This window comes from Streptomyces sp. NPDC021562 (genome assembly GCF_040640875.1).
In the GTDB taxonomy this organism is placed as follows: domain Bacteria; phylum Actinomycetota; class Actinomycetes; order Streptomycetales; family Streptomycetaceae; genus Streptomyces.
In genome coordinates, this window is the sequence record NZ_JBFACN010000026.1 from 62,536 (window position 1) to 79,838 (window position 17,303).

Below are 17,303 nucleotides of genomic sequence, written 5' to 3' on the forward strand. Positions count from 1 at the left end.
TGTGGCACCCGCCACTGACAACGCCCCGGCCGCGCGCTGCACAGAAAAAGCGCTTGCGCGGCCCCGTTAGACTTGGCCTCATGGCCATTCTCCTCGCGCATTAGACGGCGGGAACGTCCTCAGCCGCCCACCCGTCAGTATCCGTACGCCCTGGAGTCTGTCCGTGATCTCCGCCTCCGGTATCGAGCTGCGCGCCGGTGCCCGCATCCTCATCGAGAACGCCACCTTCCGGGTCGCCAAGGGCGACCGCATCGGCCTGGTCGGCCGCAACGGCGCAGGCAAGACCACCCTCACCAAGGTCCTGGCCGGGGAGGGCATCCCCGCCGCGGGCACCGTCACCCGCTCCGGCGAGGTCGGCTACCTCCCGCAGGACCCCCGCACCGGCGACCTCGACGTCCTGGCCCGCGACCGTGTCCTGTCCGCGCGCGGCCTCGACGTGCTGATCCGCAAGATGCGCGAGAACGAGCAGCGCATCGCCAACGGCCAGGGCGCCACCCGCGAGAAGGCGCTCAAGCAGTACGAGCGCCAGGAGACGGAGTTCCTCACCAAGGGCGGGTACGCCGCCGAGGCCGAGGCCGCCACCATCGCCGCCGCGCTCAACCTGCCCGACCGGGTGCTCGGCCAGCCCCTGCACACCCTCTCCGGCGGCCAGCGCCGCCGTATCGAGCTGGCCCGGATCCTGTTCTCGGACGCCGACACCCTGCTGCTCGACGAGCCCACGAACCACCTCGACGCGGACTCGATCGTCTGGCTGCGCGACTACCTGAAGACCTACCGCGGCGGCTTCATCGTGATCTCCCACGACGTCGACCTGGTCGAGACGGTCGTCAACAAGGTCTTCTACCTGGACGCCAACCGCGCCCAGATCGACGTCTACAACATGGGCTGGAAGCTCTACCAGCAGCAGCGCGAGGCCGACGAGAAGCGCCGCAAGCGCGAGCGCGCCAACGCCGAGAAGAAGGCCGCGGCGCTGCACTCGCAGGCCGACAAGATGCGTGCCAAGGCCACCAAGACGGTCGCCGCGCAGAACATGGCCCGCCGCGCCGACAAGCTGCTGGCCGGCCTGGACGCCGTCCGCGTCTCCGACAAGGTCGCCAAGCTCCGCTTCCCGGAGCCCGCGCCCTGCGGCAAGACCCCGCTGACCGCCGAGGGCCTGTCGAAGTCGTACGGCTCGCTGGAGATCTTCACCGACGTCGACCTGGCCATCGACAAGGGGTCGAGGGTGGTCATCCTCGGGCTCAACGGCGCCGGCAAGACCACCCTGCTGAGGCTGCTCGGCGGCGTCGAGCAGCCCGACACCGGCGAGGTGATCGAGGGCCACGGGCTCAAGCTCGGCTACTACGCCCAGGAGCACGAGACCCTGGACCCGTCCCGCACGGTCCTGGAGAACATGCGCTCGGCGGCCCCCGACATGGACCTCGTGGAGGTCCGCAAGGTGCTGGGTTCGTTCCTGTTCTCCGGGGACGACGTGGACAAGCCGGCCGGGGTCCTCTCCGGCGGGGAGAAGACCCGCCTCGCCCTCGCCACGCTGGTGGTCTCCTCCGCGAACGTCCTGCTCCTGGACGAGCCGACGAACAACCTCGACCCCGCGAGCCGCGAGGAGATCCTCGGCGCCCTGCGCACCTACAAGGGCGCGGTCGTGCTCGTCACCCACGACGAGGGCGCCGTGGAGGCGCTGCAGCCCGAGCGGATCATCCTGCTGCCCGACGGTGTCGAGGACCTGTGGGGCGCCGACTACGCGGATCTCGTCGCCCTCGCCTGATCGAATGCCTGATCCACCGGCTATGGATCATTCGGCCTATCGGTGATCCATCATCTGTGTGAGATCTCCTCGTATCGAGGTGTGTCCTACACGGATGTCGCGGCCGTTCCCCCTGTCGACGAGGGAACGGCCGCTTTCCGTTCCTGACCTGGCACTTCGCGGAAGAACCCGTTCGACTCCACGGACGGCCCTCACCGGAATGGTCGACTCCGCATGTGGGGATGCACTCCTGTCGTCACAACGATGTCTCACGGACCTTGCCGAATGGGTGGCCATCGCGCGCCGGAGGGGTGATCATGAGGGGACCAGAGCGCACTTCCCATGAGGAGGCACGGGTGGCCGAGACTCTGAAGAAGGGCAGCCGGGTGACCGGCGCCGCGCGCGACAAGCTCGCGGCAGACCTGAAGAAGAAGTACGACTCCGGTGCGAGCATTCGGGCACTGGCCGAGGAAACCGGCCGCTCGTATGGCTTCGTCCACCGGATGCTCAGCGAGTCGGGTGTCACGCTGCGTGGGCGTGGCGGGGCGACGCGGGGCAAGAAAGCCGCGTCCTGACCCCGGGCGGCCCATCGGCTTCGATGGTGGCCACCCGGTCGGTCGCCTGAGCGACCGGGTGGTTACTGTGCAGTCACTTAGCATGCCGTTCGGCACTGCGTGATGACCGCACACATCGGAGGCGCCCCATGGCTTCGCCCGACCAGGACCTCGCTCCTGTTCTCGACAAGGACGGCGTACGGCTCACCGTCGACGACGCGCTCGCCACGGTGACGCTGACCAACCCTGCCAAGCGCAACGCCCAGAGCCCCGCACTGTGGCGGGCGTTGGCCGAAGCCGGGCGGTCACTGCCGGGGTCGGTGCGGATCGTCGTGCTGCGCGGTGAGGGCCAGTCCTTCTCCGCGGGCCTCGACCGGCAGATGTTCACGCCGGAAGGGATCCCGGGCGAGCCGACCTTCATCGAGCTCGCGCGCCGTGACGACGCCGAACTCGACGCGGCCATCGCCGAATACCAGGAGGCGTTCACCTGGTGGCGGCAGAGCGACATCGTGTCGATCGCCGCCGTGCAGGGGCACGCCATCGGGGCCGGCTTCCAGCTGGCCCTCGCCTGTGACCTGCGCGTCGTCGCGGACGACGTGCAGTTCGCCATGCGCGAGACCAGCCTGGGGCTGGTGCCCGACCTGACCGGCACCCATCCGCTGGTCTCCCTGGTCGGCTACGCCCGCGCGCTGGAGATCTGCGCGACCGGCCGTTACGTGCTGGCCGAGGAGGCGGTGGCCTGCGGGCTGGCGAGCGTGGCGGTGCCGGCCGCCGAACTCGACGCGGCGGTACGGGACCTGGCAGGCGCGCTGCTGGCCGCGCCCCGGGACGCCGTGGTGGAGACCAAGGCGTTGCTGCGCGGCGCGAGCGGTCGCACGTACGACGAACAGCGGGCCGCCGAACGCCAGGCCCAGGCCCGGCGACTGCGGGACCTCGCGGGAGTGGGCGAGTAACGCACGCCGACGGCGTCGGGCACAGCCGGCGCCGTCCCCTGCCGCGCGGCCGTGCGTCGGCATGTGGTCGAGCGGGTAGGCGCGTTGGTGGACATGGCGGTCCAGGAGGCCGCCGCGTCCGGCGAACGGCCGCACCCGGCCCAGACCCAGGGGAGGGCGTGATGAGCGTCGAGCAGACACAGGTCATCGAGAAGCCACCGGCGACCGCACCCCCGGCCGGCCGCGAGGCCCGCTTCTGGTCCCCGCGCCGCGCCCCGGCGACCCTGGTCGCCCTGCTCACCCTCGTCGTCGCGGGTGCCTTCCTGTACGACGTCGCGGCCGTGCGCGCCCACCGCCCGGCGATGCGCTGGCGCCGTGAACTGGCGCACCGGCTGGCCGAGCAGCCGCTCGACGGCATCTGGGTCCTGATGGGCGCGGGTGCGGCCGCCGCCCTCGGCCTGTGGCTGCTGACCCTGGCCGTCACGCCGGGCCTGCGGGACGTCCTGCCGATGCGCCGCACCCACCCGGACGTCCGCGCCGGGCTGCGCCGGGACGCGGCGACCACCGTGCTGCGCGACCGGGCCCTGGAGATCCCGGGCGTCCGCCGGGTACGCGTACGACTGCACCGCACCCGCGCGGACGTCCTCGCCGTCTCCCACTCCCGTGACCTCGACGAGGTCCGCTCCGACCTGGAGGCGACGCTGACCGGGGCGATCCACGCCCTGGGCCTGGCCCGTGAGCCCGAACTGACCCTGCACGTGCTCCGGCCCGGCCGGAAGGGGTGACGCCATGCTCGGCACGGTCAACCGCGTCCTGACAGGCCTCGCGGGCCTGCTGCTCCTCGCTCTCGGCGGGTCGGTCCTCGCCGCCGGCCTGGGGGCGCCGCTCCCGTCCTGGTGGCTGTACCACGGCCGCCACGACGTCCTGCTGTCCACCGCCCGGCGCACCCAGTGGCGGGACACCGGCTGGTGGTGGCCGGCGGTCCTGGCCGCCCTGGCGGTCACGGTCCTGCTCGCCCTGTGGTGGCTGACCGCCCAGCTGCGCCGAGGCCGCCTGACCGCGGTCCGGGTGGACACGGGGGACGGCGAGGGCGCGCTGCTGCGCGGCAGGGCCCTGGAGACGGTCCTGGCGTCGGACGCGGCCCACCTGGAGGGCGTGGCCCACGCCCAGGCGGTCCTGAACGGCACCCGCACGGCACCCCGGGTCCGGATCCGGCTGCGCCTGGAGCCGGACGTGGCACCGGCTCAGGCGCTGGACGAGCTGACGTCCCGGGCGCTCGCGCATGCCCGGGAATCGGCGGCCCTGGAGAAACTCCCCGCGGAGGTCCGGCTGACGCCGGTCGGGCGACCGGCCGTCAGAACCCGTGCCGCATGCCCCCGTCCACAGGCACCATGATGCCCGTCAGATAAGAAGCCGCCGGGGACATCAGGAACGCGGCCACCCGCCCGAACTCCTCCGGAGTGCCGTACCGCCGCAGCGGGATCCGGGACTCGTTCTCGGTCCGGGTGGCCTGCGGGTCGGCGGACATGGCGTCCAGCTCCCGGACCCGGTCCGTGTCGATCCGCGACGGCAGCACGCCCACGACCCTGATCCCGCGCGGCCCCAGCTCGTCCGCCAGCGACTTGGCGAACCCGGCGAGCCCGGGCCGCAGCCCGTTGGAGATCGTCAGCCCCGGGATCGGCTCGTACACCGACCCGGACAGCACGAACCCGATGACGCCCCCTTCCGGCAGCTCCGTCGCCGCCGCCCGGGCGAGCCGTACGGCGCCCAGGAACACCGACTCGAACGCTGCCTGCCACTGCTCGTCCGTGTTGTCGGCGACGAACCCGGCCGGCGGGCCGCCGACGCTCACCAGGATGCCGTCGAAGCCCCCGAAGCGCTCCCGTGCGGCCGCGATCAGCCGTGCCGGCGCGTCCGGGTCCGCGTTGTCGACGGCCACTCCCGCCGCGTCGGGCCCGAGTGCGGCCGCCGCGTCGGCGGCCCCCTTCTCGTCCCGCCCGGTCACGACGACCTTCGCCCCGTCGGCGACCAGCTCGCGCGCCGCCGCGTTGCCCAGCCCGCGGGTGCCTCCGGTGACGACGTACACCCGGTCCTTCAGTCCAAGATCCATGGCCCTATCCTGCCTGGTCGCCGGCGAAGAGCGTGAGGGCGGTGTTCACCAGCCCGATGTGGCTGAACGCCTGCGGGAAGTTGCCCAGCTGGCGCCCGGACTCCGGGTCGTACTCCTCGGACAGCAGCCCCACGTCGTTGACGAGCCCCACCAGCCGTTCGAACAGTTCCTTCGCCTCGTCGGTGCGGCCGGTCATGTGCAGGGCGTCGGCCAGCCAGAACGAGCAGGCCAGGAAGGCGCCCTCGCCGCCGGGCATGCCGTCGACCCCGATCGCGTCGGTGTCGTAGCGGCGCAGGAACCCGCCGTGGCCCAGGTCGTCCCGGATCGCGTCCACCGTGCCGATCACCCGGGGATCGTCCGGCGGCAGGAAGCCGACGCGCGGGATCAGCAGCAGCGCGGCGTCCAGCTCGCGCGAGCCGTAGTACTGCGTGAAGGTGTTGCGCTTCGGGTCGAACCCCTTCTCGCACACCTCCTGGTGCACCTCGTCGCGGAACGCGCGCCAGCGCTCCAGGTCGCCCTCCAGCTCCGGGTAGTCCTCCAGGGTCTTCACCGCGCGGTCCGCGGCCACCCACACCAGCACCTTGGAGTGCACGAAGTGCCGTCGGCCGCCGCGCACCTCCCACAGCCCCTCGTCGGGCTGCCGCCAGGTCTTCTCCAGGAACTTCAGCAGCGTGCACTGGATGGACCACATGTGGGGTTTGGTGGGCAGGCCCGCGCTGCGGGCCAGCGACAGCGAGTCCATGACCTCGCCGTACACGTCCAGCTGGAGCTGGTCCACGGCGCCGTTGCCGACGCGTACGGGGCGGGAGCCGCCGAAGCCGGACAGCCAGTCCAGTTCGAACTCGGGCAGCCTGCGCTCGCCCGACAGGCCGTACATGATCTGCAGGTCCGCCGGGTCTCCGGCGACCGCGCGCACCAGCCAGTTGCGCCAGCTCTCGGCCTCCTTGCGGTAGCCGGCGGCGAGCAGGGCGCCGAGGGTGAGGGTGGAGTCGCGCAGCCAGCAGAAGCGGTAGTCCCAGTTGCGCACCCCGCCCAGCTCCTCGGGCAGCGAGCTGGTCGCGGCGGCGACGATGCCGCCGGTCGGCGCGTAGGTGAGCGCCTTGAGGGTGATCAGGGAGCGCATCACCGCGTCCCGGTGCGGGCCCTCGTAGGTGCAGCGGGCGGCCCAGCGCCGCCAGTCGGCGACGCTGGAGCGCAGGGCGGCGTAGGGGTCGCCGAGCGGTGGACGCGGCTCGTGCGAAGGGTGCCAGGTGAGGACGAACGCGACCTTGTCGCCCTCCTCGACGGTGAACTCCGAGTGGGTGCCGAAGTCCTCGCCCCAGGTCCGTACGGCCGGGTCGCTGCGCAGCCACACCGAGTCGGGTCCGGCGACGGCGACCCGGTGGCCGCCGGAGCGGCGCATCCACGGGGTGATCGAGCCGTAGTCGAAGCGCAGCCGCAGGGTGCTCTGCACGGTGACCCGGCCGCGGACGCCTTCGATGACGCGTACGACCTCGGGAGCGTGCTCCCGCTGGGGCATCAGATCGGTGACCCGGACCGTGCCCTGCTCCGTCTCCCACTCGGTGTCCAGGACCAGCGTGTCGCGCCGGTAGGCCCGCCGGGTGCAGGTCGTGGCGCCCCGGGGCGCGATCCGCCAGTGCCCGTTGTCCTCGTCGCCCAGGAGTCTGGCGAAGCACGCGGCCGAGTCGAATCTGGGCAGGCACAGCCAGTCGATGGAGCCGTCCCGGCCGACCAGGGCCGCGGTCTGCTCGTCGCCGATCAGGGCGTAGTCCTCGATGCGTCGATCCACGGGACCCGGTTTCCCGGCCGACCGGGGGGCCAATCAGGTGGTGCGCCGGGGGAGTGACGCGGCGGGTCCCGCGGTGGTCACACGGCGGCCGGCTCCGCTTCCTCGGCCTTCTCCTGCTCCGCCGCCGCCTCCGCACGCGCGCGTGCCTCGCGGCGCACCAGCACGAAGAAGCCGTAGGGGACGCCCGCGGCGAACAGCCACCACTGGATCATGTACGCGTAGTTGAGCGGAGCGTCCTCCTTGCCAGGATCGGAGATCTGCTCCGGGGTGCCGCCCTTGGACTGCGGCGCGGTCTGCTCGATGTAGCCGCCGAGGACCTGCTTGCCGAGCCGGCGCGCCTCCTCCTCGCTGTTGATCAGCATGACCTGCCGGTCGGGCAGACCCTTGATGTCCTTGATGCCGCTGGCCGCGGTGGTCTCGTCGGGCATCAGCCGGCCCTGGACGGTGACCTGGCCGGCGGGCGGCGCGGGGATCTTGGGGAAGGCGGTCTGGCTCGGGCCGTCCGCGGGGATCCAGCCCCGGTTGACCAGCAGCACCTTGCCGTCGTCGAGCACGAACGGGGTGAGGACGTGGTACCCCACCTCGTCGTCCGCGTTCGTGCGGCGGCGGACGACGACCTCGTGGGCGGTGTCGAAGGTGCCGGTCGCGGTGACGGTGTGGTACCGCTCCTTGCGCGTCACCGCGTGGCCGGGCCCGGTCACCTGCTCGACCGGCACCGGTCTGGCGTGCAGCGCCTCGGCCACCAGCTGGTTACGGGCGCTGCGCTCCTCGTACCGGTGCTTCTGCCAGATCCCGAGGCGGATCATCGTGGGGATGAGGAGCAGCGACACGAGGGCGAGGATCACCCACTGCCGGGTCCAAAGGAAGCGGTACACCCCACGACCGTACAACTCGGTCGTGGGGGGCGAGTGCGCGGGTACCCGGTCACACGCGGTCGACGATGCCCGACTTGCCCGCTTCGCGGGCGCAGTGGGCGCCGCAGTACCACTGGTTCTCGGCCTCGACGCCCTGGCCGATGATCGAGACCTTGCAGTGCTCGCAGACCGGGGCCATCCGGTGGATCGCACAGGAGAAGCAGTCGAAGACGTGGACCGCGCCCTGCGCGTGCACCTCGAAGGTCATTCCGTAGTCATTGCCGCAGACTTCACATTTCGCCATATGGCACAGCGTGGGTGGTCGTCCTCGCGCGGGCGAGTGGGCGCGGGGCGAGTCGCACGGCAATCACCCGTCCGTACGGTCCCGCCGCGCGGTCACTCCTCCGACGCGGGCGCCACGTCCCGCAGCAGCTGCCCGAAGGCGGCCTCGTCGACGACCGGGGTCCCGAACTGGCGGGCCTTGACGACCTTCGACGTGCCCGAGTCCGGGTCGTTGGTGACGAGCAGGCTGGTGAGCCGCGAGATGCTCGTGGAGACGTGCAGACCGGCCTCCGCGGCCCGGTCCTCCAGGAGCTCCCGGTCGACCGAGGTGTCCCCGGAGAAAGCCACCCGCATGCCCTGCCTGAGCGGCTTGCCGTCCTCGTACCGCCCCGGGTTCGGGTACGGGCAGGCCGGACGTCTGCGGGACGGGCGCCAGCTGCTCGGCCGGTAACCGCCGCTCGCCTGCCGCCCGATCCTGGGCGTGTCCGACCACTCCGTCAGCGGCCGGCACTCGAGGAGCGGCAGCCGCACGTTCCCCGCGGCGGCGGCCCGCAGGCTGGGCCGGAACGCCTCCGCGAGCACGCGTGCGTCGTCCAGCGCGTGGTGCGCCCGCTGCTGGACGACTCCGAAGTGTGCGGCCAGGGTCTCCAGCTTGTGGTTGGGCAGCGGCAGGCCCAGCTCCTTGGAGAGCGCGATGGTGCACAGCCGCTGCCGCACCGGCGCCTCGGCCTTCGCACGCGCGTACTCGCGGGCGATCATCTGCCAGTCGAAGACCGCGTTGTGCGCGACCAGCACCCGGCCGTCCAGCCGGGCCGAGAACTCCTCGGCGATGTCCGTGAACAGCGGCGCCCCGTCGAGCACCTCGCTCGTCAGGCCGTGGATCCACACGGGACCCGGGTCGCGCTCGGGGTTGACCAGCGTGTACCAGTGGTCCTCGACCTCGCCGCGCTCGTCCAGCCGGTAGACGGCCGCGGAGATGATCCGGTCGTCCCGCGCCAGTCCGGTGGTCTCCACGTCGACGACCGCGTACCCCTTGGGATACGCGGTCGGCCACGGGATGCCGGGGGACACTGCGGTCGTACGGTCTTCGAGCATGGTCATTGAGGATACGGGCCCCCGCCGACAGTCCGGTCCGTCAGGTCGCCCGCGGTACCGGTCCGTTCGAAAGTCCTGACCCCTCGTCGCACGACTGTGAACCTTTGTCCGGATTGCCCGTCATGCGGTTGCGGACGACGTCCTGATTGCCCGTCGCGTGGCTATGGACCTTTTCGCCACCCGGTGCAACCGTGCACCCCGCCCGGCGCAGAAGGTCGCCGACGGAAGGGCGGTACGGCGGATGGCACGCGTACGGTACGGCGCTCGGACCGAGGCGGAGATCACGGCCGCGCGCACCACGAGACTCCCGGACGTCTGGTCCACCGGGGTGGTGGCCGTCTGGGAGACCGACCCGGACGCGGTCGCCGCGGTGCTGCCACCCCCGCTCAAGCCGACCGGCCGGCCCCTGGCCCGGGTCAACATCAGCAAGGTCGAACTGCCCGGATACCCCCTCGGCGCGGGCTCGTTCGCGGTGGCCGCCGCGCACGGCACGGTCGAGGGGTGGTACCCGCTGGTCATGCCGATGACCCACGAGCGGGCCCTCACCGGCGGCCGCGAGGTCTTCGGCGAGCCCAAGAAGCTCGGCGAGGTCACCGTCGAGCGCGAGGGCTCCGCCGTCCGCGCCGTCCTCGCCCGCCACGGTGTCGCCTTCGTCGAGGTGCGCGGCACGGTCGACGGCCCGCTGCCGCTGCCCGAGCCCGCCCCGAGGACCGACTTCTACTTCAAGTTCCTCCCGGCGGTGGACGGTTCCGGCTTCGACGGCGACCCGGTCCTGGTGCACTGCCTCCGCGAGGAGAAGGTCCGCCGCCTGGAGCGCGTGCGGGGCGAGGTGGTCCTGCGCGAGTCGGGGTACGACCCGGTGGCCGACCTCCCGGTGCTGCGGCTGCTCGACATCACCCTGGGCGAGAAGACCAGCGACCAGCGCGGCCGGGTCGCGGAACGGGTCGACGCGCAGGCCCTGTTGCCCTATGTCCACCAGCGCTACGACGACCCCCGTCAGATCCATGACGCGCCGCCGGAAGGGAGCGGGAACTGATGGAGCTGCGTGCCGGACAGGTCGCCGTCGTCACCGGCGCGGCGAGCGGCCTCGGCCTCGCGATGGCCCGGCGGTTCGCCGCCGAGGGGATGAAGGTGGTCCTCGCCGACGTGGAGGCCGCCGCCCTGGAGAAGGCCGCCGACGGCCTGCGTGCCGAGGGCGCGGAGGTGCACGCGCGCGTGGCCGACGTCGGCGTGCGCGAACAGGTCCTGGAACTGGCGGAGTCGGCCTACGACACGTTCGGCGCGGTGCACGTGCTGTGCAACAACGCCGGGGTCGGCTCGGGCGCCGAGGGCCGCATGTGGGAACACGAACCGAACGACTGGAAGTGGGCGTTCGAAGTCAACGTGTGGGGCGTCTTCCACGGTGTCCAGGCGTTCGTCCCCAGGATGATCAAGTCGGGTCAACCCGGTCATGTGGTCAACACGTCGTCCGGCGACGGCGGGATCGCGCCGCTGCCGACGGCCTCCGTGTACGCCGTCACCAAGGCGGCCGTCGTCACGATGACCGAGTCCCTCTACGCCCACCTCAGGGCGGAGCACGCGCGGGTGGGCGCCTCGGTGCTCTTCCCGGGACCGCACATGCTGCGCACCGGCCTGTGGGAGTCGCACCGCAACCGGCCCGACCGGTGGGCCAAGGAACGCCCGCGCAGGACGCCGTACCGCAGCCTCGACCAGTGGGAGGCGGCGATGCGGGCCGCGGGCAAGGAGGTCCGGTTCACGCCCGTCGAGGAGGTCGCCGATTTCGTCGTGGCGGGCATCCGCGCGGACCGCTTCTGGCTGCTGCCGGACAGCGAGCACAGCGACGCCCAGATCCGGGCGCGGGCACGCTCGATGCTGGACCGGGCGAACCCGTCGTACCTCGAAAGCTTCGTCCTGGACTGACAGGGAGCTGTGGTGACCGACTACGACGACCCCTATCTGATCATCTCCTCCGACTGCCACGCCGGGCTGCCCACCGAGGAGTACCGGCCCTATCTGGAGGCGCGGTTCCACCGTGACTTCGACGAGTTCCTCGCCGGGCGGGAGCACCGCCGGGAGGAGATGACCCGGCTCGGCATCCGCAACGAGGCGTTCGCCGCCCGGTGGTTCCAGGACAACGAGGAGGGGCTGCGAGGGGGCTGGGACAGCGGCCGGCGCCTGAAGGAGCTGGACGGCGACGGGGTGGCCGCCGAGGTGGTCTTCCCGGACGCCGACGCGGTCGACAGCCGGACGGCGGCGCCCTTCGGGGTGGGCCTCGGCCTGTCCGGCGACCACGATCCGGAGCTGGGCATGGCGGGTGCCCGGGCGCACAACCGCTGGCTGGCCGACTTCGTGTCCGAGCACCCGGAACGGCACTGCGGGGTGGCCCTGCTGCCGGTCACGGCCCCGACGGAGCGCGTCGTCGCGGAGGTGTACCGCGCGAAGGAGTCCGGCCTCGGCGCCCTGATGATCCCCTCCATGTGGGTGGACCGGGAGCCCTACCACGACCGCCGCTACGACCCCGTCTGGGCGGCCGCCGCCGACTGCGGGATGCCGGTCCTCACCCACTCCGGCGCGGCCCCGCGCCACGAGTACGGCGACCATCTCGGCATCTACGTGAGCGAGGTGACCTGGTGGCCGGCCCGCCCGCTGTGGTTCCTGCTCTGGTCCGGCGTCTTCGAACGCCATCCGGGCCTGCGCTTCGGCGTCGCCGAGTCGGGCTGCTGGTGGCTGCCGAACCTGCTGTGGTTCATGGACCGCCTGTACCTCGGCGCGCACGGCGGCAAGAAGCTCTCCCCCTTCGAGGAACTGGGGCGCCCGCCGCACGAGTACCTCGACCGGCAGGTCTTCGTCTGCGCCACCAACACCAAGCGCCGCGAACTCGCCCAGCGTTACGAGATCGGCGTCGACAACATCCTCTGGGGCAGCGACTTCCCGCATCCGGAGGGCACCTGGCCCGACACGCGCGCGTGGCTGCGCCGCACCTTCCACGACATCCCGGTGACCGAGACCCGCCGGATGCTGGGGCTGGCGGCGGCGGAGGTCTTCGGCTTCGACGTGGACCGCCTCGCCCCGCTGGCCCGCCGCATCGGCCCCACCCCGGCCGGCCTCGGCCAGCAGGCCGACCAGGCGGCGGTGGAGGCCTCCTGGGCCCGCTCGCGCGAGGTGGGCCGCCACTGGCTGACCGACAACGACTTCCCTGTGCTGGGAGCGGATCGATGAACGGACAGGACCGCTACACGGTGATCTCGGCCGACTGCCACGCGGGCGCCGACCTCCTCGACTACCGGCCGTACCTGGACAAGCGCCATCACGACGACTTCGACGTCTGGGCGGCGACCTACGTCAACCCGTACGAGGACCTGCTCGCCGACTCCGCCGACCGCAACTGGAACTCCGCGCGGCGGCTCGCGGAGCTGGAACAGGACGGGATCGTCGCGGAGGTGATCTTCCCGAACACCATTCCGCCGTTCTTCCCGTCCGGTTCGCTGATGGCGCCCGCGCCGACGGCGGCGGAGTTCGAACGGCGCTGGGCGGGCCTGCGCGCCCACAACCGCTGGCTGGCCGACTTCTGCGCGGACGCGCCGGGCCGCCGCGCGGGTGTCTTCCAGATCCTCCTGAACGACGTGGAGGAGGCCGTCAAGGAGATCCGCTGGTCGGTGACGGCGGGCCTGAAAGGCGGGCTCCTGCTGCCCGGCACCCCGCCCGGCTCGGGCCTCCCGGAACTCCACGCGCGCGTGTACGACCCGATCTGGGCCGTCTGCGCGGAACTCGGCGTGCCCGTCAACCACCACGCGGGTTCGGCCTCCCCGCCGCTCGGCGACGAACCCGCCGCCCGCGCGGTCTTCATGGTCGAGACGACCTGGTTCTCGCACCGGGCCCTGTGGCACCTGATCTTCGGCGGCGCCTTCCGCCGTCACCCCGGCCTGCGGCTGGTCCTCACCGAACAGGGCTCGGGCTGGATCCCCGGAGTCCTGGCCATGCTGGACTACTACCACGGCCGCATGCTGGCGGCCGCCAGGGCGACGACCGCGGAGTCGAAGTTCGGGGTCGGCCTGGCGGACGCGATGGGCGACCCGCCGTCCTCGGTGTGGCACGACAACTGCTTCGTCGGCGCCAGCTTCATGCGCCCCCACGAGGTACCGCTGCGCGACCGCATCGGCCTCGACAAGATCATGTGGGGCAGCGACTACCCGCACGACGAGGGGACGTACCCGTACACCCGTGAGGGCCTGCGCTTCGCCTTCGCCGGCGTCCCGCGCGCGGAACTGGCGGCGATGCTCGGCGGCAACGCGGCCCGGGTCTACGGCTTCGACCTGGACCTCCTGGACCCGATCGCGGCGAAGGTGGGACCGACGGTGGCGGAGCTCGCCGAGCCGCTCCCGACGCCTCCGGCGGACGCCACGAGCCCGGTGTTCGCGCGGGGCGCCTCGGTACGCGTCTGGTGACGTCGGTACGGCGCCCGTGGGCCCCGGGATGCGATCCTCCCTGCTGTGACGGAACCTGTGCACGAGAACGAGGCCCACGGGGGAGCGCTCGGCTCCCGGCTGAACTGGCTGCGGGCGGCCGTCCTGGGCGCGAACGACGGCATCGTGTCGACGGCGGGCATCGTCGTCGGCGTCGCCGGCGCCACGGCCGACCGCAACACCCTGCTGACGGCGGGCCTGGCGGGTCTGCTCGCCGGCTCCATGTCGATGGCGGCGGGCGAGTACGTGTCGGTGTCCACCCAGCGGGACTCCGAACTGGCCGCGCTCGCCCAGGAGAAGCGGGAGCTGAAGGAACAGCCCGAGGCCGAACTCGAGGAACTGACCGAGCTGCTGGAGCGCCGGGGCCTGACCCGGGAGGTGGCCCGTGAGGCGGCCGTCCAGCTGACCGAGCGCGACGCGCTGAGGGCCCACGCGCGCGTGGAGCTGGGCATCGACCCCGACGAACTCACCAGCCCCTGGCACGCGGCGCTGGCCAGCTTCCTGGCCTTCACGGTGGGTGCCCTGCTCCCGCTGCTGGCGATCGTCCTGCCGCCGTCCGGCTGGCGGCTCCCGGTCACGGTGGGCTCGGTGCTGGCGGCCCTCGTCCTCACCGGCTGGGCCAGCGCCCGCCTGGGCGCCGCGGCGGTGGGCCCGGCGGTCCTGCGCAACGTCCTGGGAGGCGCCCTGGCCATGGCGGTCACCTACGCCGCGGGAAGCCTGCTGGGGGCGGCCGGCGTGTAGCCGTCGGGGTCGGGACCGACCGGGCTTTGGCGGAGACCGCCAACAAGCAAGCGCGTACCGCCGGTGATACTTGTGGGTAACAACGTCTAGCCGCGGCCGACCAGCGGTTCTACGGTGCCTCCATGCCGAACCTGCCCGATGTCGTGCTGTGGTCGATCCCCGCCTTCGTGCTGCTCACCGTGATCGAGGTGATCAGCTACCGCATCCATCCCGACGACGACGCCGCCGGGTACGAGACCAAGGACGCGGCCACCAGCATCGGCATGGGGCTCGGATCGCTGGTGTTCGACTTCGTCTGGAAGATCCCGATCGTCGCCGTCTACACGGCGGTGTACGAACTCACCCCGCTGCGGGTTCCCGTCCTGTGGTGGACCGTCCCCTTGATGCTGCTCGGCCAGGACTTCTTCTACTACTGGTCCCACCGCGGCCACCACGTCATCCGCATCCTGTGGGCCTGCCACGTCGTCCACCACTCCAGCAAGAAGTTCAACCTGAGCACCGCGCTGCGCCAGCCCTGGACCTCGCTGACCGTGTGGCCGTTCTACGTCCCGCTCGTCGCCGCGGGCGTGCACCCGGCCGCACTCGCCTTCTGCTCCTCCGCGAACCTCGTCTACCAGTTCTGGATCCACACCGAACGCATCGACAAGCTGCCCCGGTGGTTCGAGTTCGTGTTCAACACGCCGTCCCACCACCGGGTCCACCACGCCTCCCAGGGCGGCTACCTGGACCGCAACTTCGGCGGGATCCTCATCGTCTGGGACCGGCTCTTCGGATCCTGGGTGCCCGAGGTGGAACGCCCTGTGTACGGGTTGACCAAGAACATCAACACGTTCAATCCGATCAAGGTGGCCACGCACGAGTACCTGGCCATCGGCAGGGACCTGAGGGCCGCGCGCAGCTGGCGGGAGCGGGCCGGACGGGTGTTCCGGGGACCGGGCTGGGCTCCGGCGCCCGCCGTGACGCAGACCGAGGAGTCCGTGGCCGCGTGAGAGCGACCCGCCCGCTGCGCACCGCCTTCGTCCTCGCCGTCGCCGTCGACCTCGGGTGCCTCGCCGCGGGCCTGCGTGCCGGGCACCTGGCCGCCAAACCGCTCCTCATGCTCCTGCTCGCCGCGTACACCGCCCGCGCGGGCGGTCCCCGGCTGCTCGTCGCCGCCCTGCTGTGCGGCTGGGGCGGCGACGTCCTGCTGCTGTCCGGCGCCGAGCCCGCGTTCATGGCCGGCATGGCCTGTTTCGCCGCCGGACACGTCTGCTACCTCGTCCTCTTCCGCCGCCTCGGGCCGCCCCGCGCGCGTGCCCGAGGCCTCGCCCCCGCCTACGCCGCCGCCCTCGCCCTCCTGGTCGTCCTGCTGTGGCCGGACCTGCCCCCCGGTCTCCGCGTCCCGGTCGCCGGCTACAGCACCCTGCTCACCGCCATGGCGTACGCCGCCGGCACCCGGTGCGGCCCGGTCGCCGGGCTCGGCGGCGCGCTCTTCATGCTCTCCGACACCCTCATCGCGACCGGTGTCGCCCACTGGCCACAACCGCCGGCCCCCGACCTCTGGATCATGCTCACCTATGCGGCGGCGCAGTTCCTGCTGGTACAGGGCACCCTCGACGCGCGGCCCGCACCGGCCACGACGTACGGTGAAGTGCGCTCGACCACCCCTTGAGCGCACCCACGCCACCGCACGAGAAGGACCCTCGCCATGCGCGCCACCACCATCCACGCCCCGTACGACATGCGCGTGGAGGACGTGCCCGAGCCCGTGGTGCAGCTGCCCACGGACGCCGTCGTACGGGTGCTGCGCGCCTGCATCTGCGGCAGCGACCTGTGGGCGTACCGCGGCGAGGCGGCCCGGCAGCCGGGACAGCGCATCGGGCACGAGTTCCTCGGTGTGATCGAGGAGACCGGCTCCGAGGTGAGCACGGTGCAGCGCGGGGACCTCGTGGTCGCGCCCTTCATGTGGTCCGACGGCGTCTGCGACTACTGCCGCGAGGGCCTGACCACGTCCTGCGAGCACGGCGGCTTCTGGGGCGCGGTGGGGTACGACGGCGGCCAGGGCGAGGCGGTCCGGGTCCCCTTCGCCGACGGCACCCTCGTCCGGCTCCCCAAGGAGGCGGCCTCCGACGACCACCTGCTGTCCGCCCTGCTGACCCTCTCCGACGTGCTCGGCACCGGTCACCACGCGGCCCTCGGCGCGGGCGCCCGCCCCGGCGCCACGGTCGCCGTCGTCGGGGACGGCGCGGTCGGCCTGTGCGCCGTGCTGGCCGCGAGGCGGCTGGGCGCCGAGCGGATCATCGCGCTGGGCCGGCACGAGGTCCGCACCGACATCGCACGCCGCTTCGGCGCCACCGACGTCGTCGCCGAACGCGGGGAGGCGGCCGTCGCGGCCGTCCGCGAACTCACCCGCGGCCAGGGCGCGCACGCCGTCGTCGAGGCCGTCGGCACCGAGCAGTCCATGCGGACGGCCGTCGGCATCACCCGGGCCGGCGGCGCGATCGGCTTCGTCGGCGTGCCGCACGGCAGCGGCACCGGCCTGGACCTCGACGTCATGTTCGACCGGAACATCGCCCTGCGCGGCGGTGTCGCCCCGGTCCGCGCCTACATCCCCGACCTGCTGCCCGACGTCCTCGACGGCACCATCGACCCGTCGCCGGTCTTCGACCTGACCGTCGGCATCGAGGGCGTACCCGACGGCTACAAGGCGATGGACGAGCGCACCGCGTTGAAGGTGCTCGTCACGAACGGCTGAGCCGAGGG

General features: G+C 72.3%; 18 protein-coding genes. 13 read left to right on the forward strand and 5 right to left on the reverse strand.

The window, feature by feature from the left end; translation table 11 throughout:
* The first annotated feature begins 163 nt into the window (after positions 1–163).
* The 5 genes from AB0G52_RS32255 (at position 164) to amaP (ending at position 4,622) form a co-directional block, all read left to right on the forward strand.
* Positions 164–1,762 (forward strand): ABC-F family ATP-binding cassette domain-containing protein, encoded by a 1,599-nt coding sequence (locus AB0G52_RS32255; protein WP_132886022.1) that lies wholly within the window; start codon positions 164–166, stop codon positions 1,760–1,762.
* A 335-nt stretch (positions 1,763–2,097) separates the two neighbouring features.
* Complete coding sequence (locus AB0G52_RS32260) at positions 2,098–2,316, forward strand: helix-turn-helix domain-containing protein (protein ID WP_046727957.1); 219 nt, start codon at positions 2,098–2,100, stop codon at positions 2,314–2,316.
* Positions 2,317–2,444: 128 nt separating this feature from the next.
* On the forward strand, positions 2,445–3,248 hold the full coding sequence (locus AB0G52_RS32265) for an enoyl-CoA hydratase/isomerase family protein (RefSeq protein WP_132886021.1): 804 nt from the start codon (positions 2,445–2,447) through the stop codon (positions 3,246–3,248).
* Positions 3,249–3,409: 161 nt separating this feature from the next.
* Positions 3,410–4,012, forward strand: a complete 603-nt coding sequence (locus AB0G52_RS32270) for a DUF6286 domain-containing protein (protein WP_132886020.1) — start codon at positions 3,410–3,412, stop codon at positions 4,010–4,012.
* Positions 4,013–4,016: 4 nt separating this feature from the next.
* Positions 4,017–4,622: an alkaline shock response membrane anchor protein AmaP gene (gene amaP / locus AB0G52_RS32275; RefSeq protein ID WP_132886019.1), complete on the forward strand. Its 606-nt coding sequence runs from the start codon at positions 4,017–4,019 to the stop codon at positions 4,620–4,622.
* Here the strand turns inward: amaP and AB0G52_RS32280 are convergent.
* The 5 genes from AB0G52_RS32280 to AB0G52_RS32300 all read right to left on the reverse strand — a co-directional run bounded on the left by AB0G52_RS32280 (position 4,582) and on the right by AB0G52_RS32300 (position 9,357).
* Positions 4,582–5,337 carry an SDR family oxidoreductase gene (locus AB0G52_RS32280; RefSeq protein WP_132886018.1) on the reverse strand — a complete coding sequence of 252 codons (756 nt, stop codon included), beginning with the start codon at positions 5,335–5,337 and terminating at the stop codon, positions 4,582–4,584. The genes amaP and AB0G52_RS32280 overlap by 41 nt on opposite strands.
* A gap of 4 nt (positions 5,338–5,341) precedes the next feature.
* Complete coding sequence (locus AB0G52_RS32285; RefSeq protein WP_361341224.1) at positions 5,342–7,126, reverse strand: glycoside hydrolase family 15 protein; 1,785 nt, start codon at positions 7,124–7,126, stop codon at positions 5,342–5,344.
* Positions 7,127–7,203: 77 nt separating this feature from the next.
* The gene (locus AB0G52_RS32290) at positions 7,204–8,001 is read right to left on the reverse strand and encodes an SURF1 family protein (RefSeq protein ID WP_132886016.1); all 798 of its coding nucleotides are present in this window, start codon (positions 7,999–8,001) and stop codon (positions 7,204–7,206) included.
* Between the two features lie 49 nt (positions 8,002–8,050).
* Positions 8,051–8,284 carry a hypothetical protein gene (locus AB0G52_RS32295; protein ID WP_132886015.1) on the reverse strand — a complete coding sequence of 78 codons (234 nt, stop codon included), beginning with the start codon at positions 8,282–8,284 and terminating at the stop codon, positions 8,051–8,053.
* A 92-nt stretch (positions 8,285–8,376) separates the two neighbouring features.
* Positions 8,377–9,357 (reverse strand): DEDDh family exonuclease, encoded by a 981-nt coding sequence (locus tag AB0G52_RS32300; RefSeq protein ID WP_132886014.1) that lies wholly within the window; start codon positions 9,355–9,357, stop codon positions 8,377–8,379.
* Positions 9,358–9,598: 241 nt separating this feature from the next.
* On the opposite strand from AB0G52_RS32300, the gene AB0G52_RS32305 reads away from it, so the two are divergent.
* The 8 genes from AB0G52_RS32305 to AB0G52_RS32340 all read left to right on the forward strand — a co-directional run bounded on the left by AB0G52_RS32305 (position 9,599) and on the right by AB0G52_RS32340 (position 17,295).
* Positions 9,599–10,393, forward strand: coding sequence for an acetoacetate decarboxylase family protein (locus AB0G52_RS32305; RefSeq protein ID WP_132886013.1), 795 nt, complete (start codon positions 9,599–9,601; stop codon positions 10,391–10,393).
* A complete protein-coding gene (locus tag AB0G52_RS32310) occupies positions 10,393–11,277 on the forward strand; it encodes an SDR family NAD(P)-dependent oxidoreductase (protein ID WP_132886012.1) in 885 nt (294 codons plus the stop codon). Before AB0G52_RS32305 ends, AB0G52_RS32310 begins: the two co-directional genes overlap by 1 nt.
* A gap of 12 nt (positions 11,278–11,289) precedes the next feature.
* Positions 11,290–12,576 carry an amidohydrolase family protein gene (locus AB0G52_RS32315; protein ID WP_361341230.1) on the forward strand — a complete coding sequence of 429 codons (1,287 nt, stop codon included), beginning with the start codon at positions 11,290–11,292 and terminating at the stop codon, positions 12,574–12,576.
* Positions 12,573–13,802, forward strand: a complete 1,230-nt coding sequence (locus AB0G52_RS32320) for an amidohydrolase family protein (RefSeq protein WP_132886010.1) — start codon at positions 12,573–12,575, stop codon at positions 13,800–13,802. Before AB0G52_RS32315 ends, AB0G52_RS32320 begins: the two co-directional genes overlap by 4 nt.
* Before the next feature lie 45 nt (positions 13,803–13,847).
* Entirely contained in the window at positions 13,848–14,561 is a 714-nt protein-coding gene (locus tag AB0G52_RS32325; protein WP_132886009.1) for a VIT family protein, read from the forward strand.
* Between the two features lie 122 nt (positions 14,562–14,683).
* Positions 14,684–15,550: a sterol desaturase family protein gene (locus AB0G52_RS32330; protein ID WP_361341234.1), complete on the forward strand. Its 867-nt coding sequence runs from the start codon at positions 14,684–14,686 to the stop codon at positions 15,548–15,550.
* Complete coding sequence (locus AB0G52_RS32335) at positions 15,547–16,212, forward strand: lysoplasmalogenase (RefSeq protein ID WP_361341237.1); 666 nt, start codon at positions 15,547–15,549, stop codon at positions 16,210–16,212. Before AB0G52_RS32330 ends, AB0G52_RS32335 begins: the two co-directional genes overlap by 4 nt.
* A 36-nt stretch (positions 16,213–16,248) precedes the next feature.
* Complete coding sequence (locus tag AB0G52_RS32340) at positions 16,249–17,295, forward strand: zinc-dependent alcohol dehydrogenase family protein (protein ID WP_132886006.1); 1,047 nt, start codon at positions 16,249–16,251, stop codon at positions 17,293–17,295.
* The last annotated feature ends 8 nt before the right edge of the window (positions 17,296–17,303 follow it).

Excerpts from the sequence above, each read along its gene's own strand:
- AB0G52_RS32265 (WP_132886021.1), top strand. The coding sequence starts at position 2,445 with ATGGCTTCGCCCGACCAGGACCTCGCTCCTGTTCTCGACAAGGACGGC.
- AB0G52_RS32270 (WP_132886020.1), top strand. The coding sequence starts at position 3,410 with ATGAGCGTCGAGCAGACACAGGTCATCGAGAAGCCACCGGCGACCGCA.
- amaP (WP_132886019.1), top strand. The coding sequence starts at position 4,017 with ATGCTCGGCACGGTCAACCGCGTCCTGACAGGCCTCGCGGGCCTGCTG.
- AB0G52_RS32280 (WP_132886018.1), bottom strand. The coding sequence starts at position 5,337 with ATGGATCTTGGACTGAAGGACCGGGTGTACGTCGTCACCGGAGGCACC.
- AB0G52_RS32295 (WP_132886015.1), bottom strand. The coding sequence starts at position 8,284 with ATGGCGAAATGTGAAGTCTGCGGCAATGACTACGGAATGACCTTCGAG.
- AB0G52_RS32300 (WP_132886014.1), bottom strand. The coding sequence starts at position 9,357 with ATGCTCGAAGACCGTACGACCGCAGTGTCCCCCGGCATCCCGTGGCCG.
- AB0G52_RS32305 (WP_132886013.1), top strand. The coding sequence starts at position 9,599 with ATGGCACGCGTACGGTACGGCGCTCGGACCGAGGCGGAGATCACGGCC.
- AB0G52_RS32310 (WP_132886012.1), top strand. The coding sequence starts at position 10,393 with ATGGAGCTGCGTGCCGGACAGGTCGCCGTCGTCACCGGCGCGGCGAGC.
- AB0G52_RS32320 (WP_132886010.1), top strand. The coding sequence starts at position 12,573 with ATGAACGGACAGGACCGCTACACGGTGATCTCGGCCGACTGCCACGCG.
- AB0G52_RS32330 (WP_361341234.1), top strand. The coding sequence starts at position 14,684 with ATGCCGAACCTGCCCGATGTCGTGCTGTGGTCGATCCCCGCCTTCGTG.
- AB0G52_RS32340 (WP_132886006.1), top strand. The coding sequence starts at position 16,249 with ATGCGCGCCACCACCATCCACGCCCCGTACGACATGCGCGTGGAGGAC.